This is a genomic window from Pseudoalteromonas sp. TAB23 (assembly GCF_000498075.1).
GTDB lineage: Bacteria > Pseudomonadota > Gammaproteobacteria > Enterobacterales > Alteromonadaceae > Pseudoalteromonas > Pseudoalteromonas arctica.
On the sequence record NZ_AUTP01000176.1, the window covers coordinates 20,705 to 27,529 of the forward strand.

The window sequence follows — 6,825 nt, forward strand, 5'->3', positions numbered from 1 at the left end:
CCTTTAATCTAACTTCTTATTTTTTAAAAGCGTTTGTAAATATTCTATATCTTCATCATTTAGCTTTTCTTCTTTGATAAAGTGGGCAATTAAACTACGAGAATTACCTTTAAAAAATCGTTGCATAAAACTAGGCATAGCTTGCTCCGATAATGTGTCTTGAGTAACTATTGTTCTAAAAACAATAGCTCGCCCTTCATGTCCACAACGCTCAATCGCTCCTTTGTGTTCTAACCTATCTACAATAGTTTTAACTGTTGTATAGGCTACTTTTTTATCTTTTTGCTTATCAGCTAAAAGCACCTTATGTAGTTGACTCGCGGTACAGGGTTCTTCCTGCCAGAGCAGCTGCATAATATCCATTTCAAAATCACTAAGTTTCATTGTCGCTCCTATTACTACACCTGTAGTGGTACTGTTACAAATGTAGTAGTAAGTAATCTTAGTGTCAATACAAAATTGACATGTGAATAAAAAACAAACGATAGAAATATAAAAGTCTTAGGAGGTTTTATAAAAAAGGTATATAAAATAAGGGTGTATACTTGTTAATTGGTTTTAGAAAAAAATAAAAAACGATAGTTTATTTTCAACTAACGCTTTTTATGCTTTAAAGTTTTTTATGAAAGGTAGTGAGGTACCTATGCTTTATCGAGCGCTTGGCTTACATCGGCAATTATGTCAGCAATGTTCTCAATACCGACCGATAAACGAATTAAATCGCGGCTTACGCCCGCATTAGCAAGCTCTTCATCATTTAATTGGCGGTGTGTGGTTGACGCAGGATGGCACGCAAGCGACTTGGCATCGCCAATATTAACTAAGCGTAAAATCATGTTTAGCGCATCAATAAAACGAGTACCTGCTTCTAGGCCACCAGCAATACCAAAGCTTAAAATACCCGATGCTTTGCCACTGGTAATTTTTTGACTCATTTGGTTATACGGGCTTGATTTGAGCCCTGCGTAATTAACCCAAAGCACTTTTGGATGATTTTCTAAATACTCAGCCAAGTGCTGTGCATTTTTGCAGTGGCGATCCATTCTTAAGCCTAAGGTTTCAAGGCCGATTAAAATGTCAGATGCGTTTTTAGGGGCAAGCGCTGCGCCAGTATTTCTAAGTGGCACTACTCTGCAGCGACCAATAAATGCAGCTTCAGCAAAGGCTTCGGTATAAACCACATTGTGATACGACGGATCGGGCTCGTTCATCATTGCAAAACGTGTAGCATTCGCTTTCCAATCAAATTTTCCTGAGTCGACAATCATGCCGCCAATAGCAGTACCGTGCCCGTTTATATACTTTGTCAGTGAGTGAACCACTATATCGGCGCCCAGCTCAAATGGGCGGCATAAATACGGCGTAGCCACGGTATTATCAACAATAAGCGGCACACCTTTACTGTGTGCAATACGTGCTAAACGTTCAATATCAACAATATTACCTGCAGGATTACCAATAGATTCACAAAAAACAGCGCGGGTGTTGTCGTCAATTGCATTCTCGAACGCGGTAAAGTCATCGGCTTTAATCATGCGTGCTTCAATACCTTGCCTAGGTAAGGTATGTGCAAATAAGTTATACGTGCCACCATATACTTGGCTGGTACTCACAATATTAGTGCCTACTTCACACAAACATTGAATAGCATACGTAATAGCAGCCATCCCAGAGGCCACGGCTAGCCCACCAATACCCCCTTCCATTGCAGCAATACGTTGTTCAAGTACGGCATTAGTTGGGTTCATTATGCGGGTGTAAATATTCCCAGGTACTTTTAAATCGAATAAATCAGCGCCATGCTGCGTGTTATCAAATGTATAAGAAGAAGTGTGATAAATAGGCACAGCAGCCGATTTGGTCGTAGGCTCAGATTCGTAACCGTGGTGCAGTGCTAATGACTCTAATTTCATAATTATTTCCTTCAATTAATTTACCACTAAGCTAGCACTTCTTGGTTATAAAATGCACATGAAATATATTAAAGGGTGTTAAGGTGATTTGATTTAAGTTAAAGGCAGCTCGGAGCGATAACCGGTCATTGATATTGGCTAAATATAGTAGTTAATTGATTGGTCAAACTGCTTTTTGCGCATATATTCATAAAAATGAGCTGCACGCGCATATTGATCTATTTAACTTAACTCAAATATTTTAGAAAACTTAGTGATAGTAATACCTTAGGTTATTTGTTAAAACTATATAGAGTAGACAAATGAGCGTTAAGTCGGCAGAAATATGTGCGATAAGCGCACTATTAAATTTTTAGCGCGAAAACGTCCTTATTTTATGGACTTATATTAATAGCAAATAGTGTAAACTATTGCCAGCTATAAATATTATGCTTTCTGTAGCCTATATAAACATGTAAAAAAGAGGAAAGTTCCTCTTTTTTCACTAAATTAATGACTACTCACCTAAATGACCGGTTATCGCTAAAAGCGGGGGCTTGCGTCAGTAAAATTTAGAATTGAAGCTTTGATTATAAATTTTTGGTACCTTATGAAATAAGTTAAAAATTTCTACCTAGTTGTAATTAAATAGCTTTAATAATATCGTGTAAAACAGTCCGTATTTACTATAAAAAAGAAGAAATGCAAAATCTAGTCACTTTGATTTTTATTACTATATTAACAACGATTGCTTTAGTAGCGATTTTATTTGTTAATAATTTTGGTGTTGGGTTTTCTAACAAGATATCCGACTGGTCAAATACTGCGACTTTATTTAGTGGTACTTTAACCCCCATACTTAGCTTTTGTAGCCTGCTACTCATTCTACATACATTGCGCCAGAATCACGATGCTCTACAAAACTCAAAAAACTCAATAGACCTCTCAGCAGCGCAACTTAATAGATCGGAAATACAAGCCACATTAAGCAATTTTGAATCTTCATTTTATAGCTATATGAAATTTCTCACAGAGCTGGTTAATAATCTTTCTATTTCACGAACTCAAAACAGTGATTACCTTCATGACTTTAATTTCGATCATAGTTTATTTAATGAATTTAAAGGAGAATTTTTTGTAGATAATTTGGAAAATATTAATTTCGAAAAAGCTAAAGGAAATGAAGTATTTAAATCGATTGTTAATACTATTGAATGCGTTCACTACTGTTTTAATGGGAGAGGTAATTTAGGAGATATAACAAAATTAGTTCTTGAGATGGACGGAAGCTTTACAAGAAATTATCTTAAACTTCTTTGTTCAATACTTAACTTTGTTGATCAGGCTGATGGTATAGAATTTAAAGATATTTATTTTAATATTATTAAAGCCCAAATAAATGAATATGGAAAGTCTTTCATTTTTTTAGTCTTACTAGCAAATGATCCAAGCTTTAGGGACTTGAAAGAGCTAGTTGTTAAATACAGTCTTTTAGAAGATATTTCATGTATTATAGATGAAACAGGTTTAGATGGAATAACCCCACTTCAAATAAATATTGAAGAAGCATTACTTTCAAATTATGTAAGTGTAAATAATAACTGTTTTATAAGTGCATTCGGTGCAGAAACACTGCTTGGAAAACTCTCAGTGGAAGCCTATAAAAATGAAAACTAGCTCACTTATACAATATTCCTATCGAAGCTTTTGGTTATCTAATGCAGTATAAAAAAAGAAAAGGATTTAAGTTGTAACTCAGGCATCATTATCCAAACTTTTCAAAATTAGATATTGCTGGTTGCCGATTATTGTCTTAGTACCACTTGCGGACATTATAACTAACTCGTTTATGCCCCTTTTCGAGCTAGGGAGTGTGATTGTTTGGGTTGCCTTGGTACATATTCAAACTAACAAATCGTAATCCGAAGATGAGAAGCAGTTTGATGAATTTGTGCTTATTGTCATTAGTCTGAGTAGCTTTTAAATTCTCTTTTTGTTTACTATTGCATTTAAACAATATGTCACGAACATAAGGAAAACACATTCAAATGAAAACGGATTTATTTATTTCATACGCTTGGACGTCAAATGAGCATAAAGAGTGGGTTCACCTACTCGCAAGCCAACTTCATTTAATGGGTTACACGGTGAAAATTGACGAAGCAGTCGACTATGGTTCGAGTTTAAGTGGCTTCATGCAAGAAGTAACCGATGCTTCTCATGTACTTTTAGTTGTTGATGAAAATTATGTTGAACGTGCAGACAACGCCCCAACATCAGGAGTTGGCATTGAGACAGAATGGATAAGCAGTGTTTTTGAGAGTAAACCAAACACATGGCTGTCCGTTATTTTTGTTAGAAACCCTAACTATAGATTGCCTCGTTGGCTAAAAGCTAAAAGTCCTAAAGGTTTTGATTTTAACTCAAACCCTGATGCTAGGAGATATCCAGGATCAACCCAGATAGACGCAGTATGGCGATGGATTGAAGGACTTCCCGCAGACAAACAACATGCGATACCTATCTCGGTCGTTCATAAACGAGCAGCGCGACTTGAGCGGATTGATGTTCTGAAAGACTCTGGTAATTATGCAAACCCAGCTCTAAGTGGGCGTGTAACTTTTCGCTATCGAGAGCATTTAGGTTATACCGTTGGAAATGGTGAGTACCAGTTCAAAATCCATTTCAGTGGGTGTTCAGGAAATAGTGTCTATGTATACACTGATGGTGGTCTTAAAGCTGTGGGGCTAATAACAACTCCAAACTTTACCCCCTCAACAGTCGATTCTTTTCTAACCCCCGGTCGAACAATCACCCCTACTGTCGGACAAAAAGCCGTGCTCTTGAATAGTGAGGGTGCTCTTTGTGTTTTGACTATCGAAGAAGTCCAACGTGAAATTAATACTGAACAGTATGTACCCGAGCATGTAACTTTCACTTATGAAATTTTAGTTAATCGATAGCGGGATCATTTTGCGCATTTGTCCCTAGCTTGCTATGCCACAGTAATTCGTTATACGCTAATTTAGTAATCTCTATAACTCAGTTATGTCCAAAAGTGTTTTAGAGCGACCGTCCGCTTCTCGCTCTTTGCCGAAGTTCGGCTTAGTGCCATGAGCGGACTGTCGTAACCTTAGACTCTTGTTGAACTAAGCCGCTACGCGGAGATCCTATTCTGACCATTTGAGCCACACTTACCTTGGGGTTATCCCATATTTGGAGGTAAGTCATGAATACACTCATTGAACAAGTCAAAACTGAAATAGCCTACCGTGGTTATTCACAAAGTACCTGTAAAAGTTATTGCGAGCATTTACTTAAACTCAGCCATTATTTTAATAAACCACTCAATTTAATTACTGATGATGAGCTGAATATCTTTTTTAAAGATCCCGCCATTCGCAAGCTCTCCAGAGCGAGTCAAAAAATACAAATAAACAGCATTTGGTTTTTGTTTAAGAATATTTTACACCGCCCACTGAACTTAGACATAGCCTTGCCTAAAGCAAAACCTCGGGCACCTACTTATTTATCGCGTGATGATATTCGACGACTTATAGAAAGTTGCACGGATATGCGCTTAAAAACATTGATAGTGGTGTGTTATGGATGTGGTTTGCGTATTGGCGAACTGCTGCGCATCAAAGTGCAAGACATCGATGGACAGCGTAAAACCATTTTAATTGAACATGGTAAAGGAGATAAGTCACGCTATGTTGTTGTATCAGATAGCGTGCTAAATCAATTACGTTGCTATTGGAAAATGTATCACCCAACGGGCTGGATGTTTTATTCACGATGGTTAATGGATAAACCCATGTCACCCTCAAGCTTCAGAAAGGCATTGAAAAAACATGCACAAATGTGTGGTTTAAAGCACTGTAATCCACATGTATTACGCCATGCTTATGCAACACATCAACTTGAGTTAGGGATGCCGCTTCATCAACTTCAACATCAGCTTGGTCACAGTGACATTAGAACCACGCAAAGTTACTTACACTGGTTACCTGAATTAGGGCATGGTGGTATTGATTTACTCGCAAGTTGGGGAAACCAATGAGCGGCTTACACCTCGCTGATATTTTAAATTCTGGCCTTGGGAATTATCGGCAGCACCACATAATGAGTTATCAGCAGTTACGAGTCTGCCAACACCTTCAATCATGCAGAACGGGTCAGCTCGGTTATCAAGCATGGCAATGTGATAACTGTAGTGAAGTACAACAAATTGGATGTAGCTGTCGAGATCGGCATTGCCCACGTTGCCAAGGTATGGCAACGGCTAAATGGGTGCAAAGACAACAAGAGGATTTATTATCGTGTCGCTATTTCCACCTTGTTTTTACGCTCCCGCATGAGTTAAATATCATTGCGCACTACAACCCAAACGCGTTGTATCACTGTTTATTTAAAGCCGCATGGCAAACGCTGGTAAATTTGCGAAACGAAAGAGGCATGGCCAGTTAGGCATGACAAGCGTACTGCATACGTGGGGGCAGAACTTAAGTCAGCATATTCACCTGCATTGCTTGATACCCGCAGGCGCGCTTGATAAAGCGCACTGGCATGAAATAGAAAAAGGCTATTTATACCCCGTTAAAGCATTATCAACAGTGTTTAGAGGGAAAATGCTCGCGGCGCTCAATGAATGCGATAGTTCATTCGCGAAGGTAAGCACACCAACCAAATGGTGCGTGTATAGCAAAGCCTGTTTAACGTACAGTGAAAAGCTAGTTAGTTACCTTGCTCGTTATACCCGAAAAGGCGTGATGTCAGAATCGCGATTAGTGTCAGCGACTGAAGAAACAGTGAGCTTTAAATACCGCGATTATGCAGATAACAACCGCGATAAAGTCATGACTCTGAGTTGTGATGAATTTTTACGGCGCTACTTACAACATGTATTGCCCAAAGGGTTTATGCGCATTCG

Annotated in this window: 7 protein-coding genes; 5 read left to right on the forward strand and 2 right to left on the reverse strand. The window is 38.2% G+C overall.

Annotated elements, in window-relative coordinates; genetic code table 11:
• Positions 1-3 precede the first annotated feature (3 nt).
• Positions 4-384, reverse strand: coding sequence for a BlaI/MecI/CopY family transcriptional regulator (locus L654_RS0108455; RefSeq protein ID WP_002960288.1), 381 nt, complete (start codon positions 382-384; stop codon positions 4-6).
• A gap of 257 nt (positions 385-641) precedes the next feature.
• Positions 642-1,913, reverse strand: coding sequence for an aminotransferase class I/II-fold pyridoxal phosphate-dependent enzyme (locus tag L654_RS0108460; protein ID WP_024607780.1), 1,272 nt, complete (start codon positions 1,911-1,913; stop codon positions 642-644).
• A gap of 681 nt (positions 1,914-2,594) precedes the next feature.
• Between L654_RS0108460 and L654_RS0108465 the strand changes: the two genes are divergently transcribed.
• The 5 genes from L654_RS0108465 to L654_RS1000000128185 all read left to right on the forward strand — a co-directional run.
• Positions 2,595-3,569, forward strand: a complete 975-nt coding sequence (locus L654_RS0108465) for a putative phage abortive infection protein (RefSeq protein WP_024607781.1) — start codon at positions 2,595-2,597, stop codon at positions 3,567-3,569.
• 371 nt (positions 3,570-3,940) lie between these two features.
• Positions 3,941-4,855 carry a toll/interleukin-1 receptor domain-containing protein gene (locus tag L654_RS0108470; RefSeq protein ID WP_024607782.1) on the forward strand — a complete coding sequence of 305 codons (915 nt, stop codon included), beginning with the start codon at positions 3,941-3,943 and terminating at the stop codon, positions 4,853-4,855.
• Positions 4,856-5,121: 266 nt separating this feature from the next.
• Positions 5,122-5,955, forward strand: a complete 834-nt coding sequence (locus L654_RS0108475) for a tyrosine-type recombinase/integrase (protein WP_024607783.1) — start codon at positions 5,122-5,124, stop codon at positions 5,953-5,955.
• Positions 5,952-6,362 carry a transposase zinc-binding domain-containing protein gene (locus tag L654_RS1000000128180; protein ID WP_225305730.1) on the forward strand — a complete coding sequence of 137 codons (411 nt, stop codon included), beginning with the start codon at positions 5,952-5,954 and terminating at the stop codon, positions 6,360-6,362. The genes L654_RS0108475 and L654_RS1000000128180 overlap by 4 nt, the downstream gene beginning before the upstream one ends.
• Before the next feature lie 2 nt (positions 6,363-6,364).
• A partial coding sequence (locus L654_RS1000000128185; RefSeq protein WP_225305731.1) for a transposase occupies positions 6,365-6,825 on the forward strand: 461 nt, incomplete at its 3' end.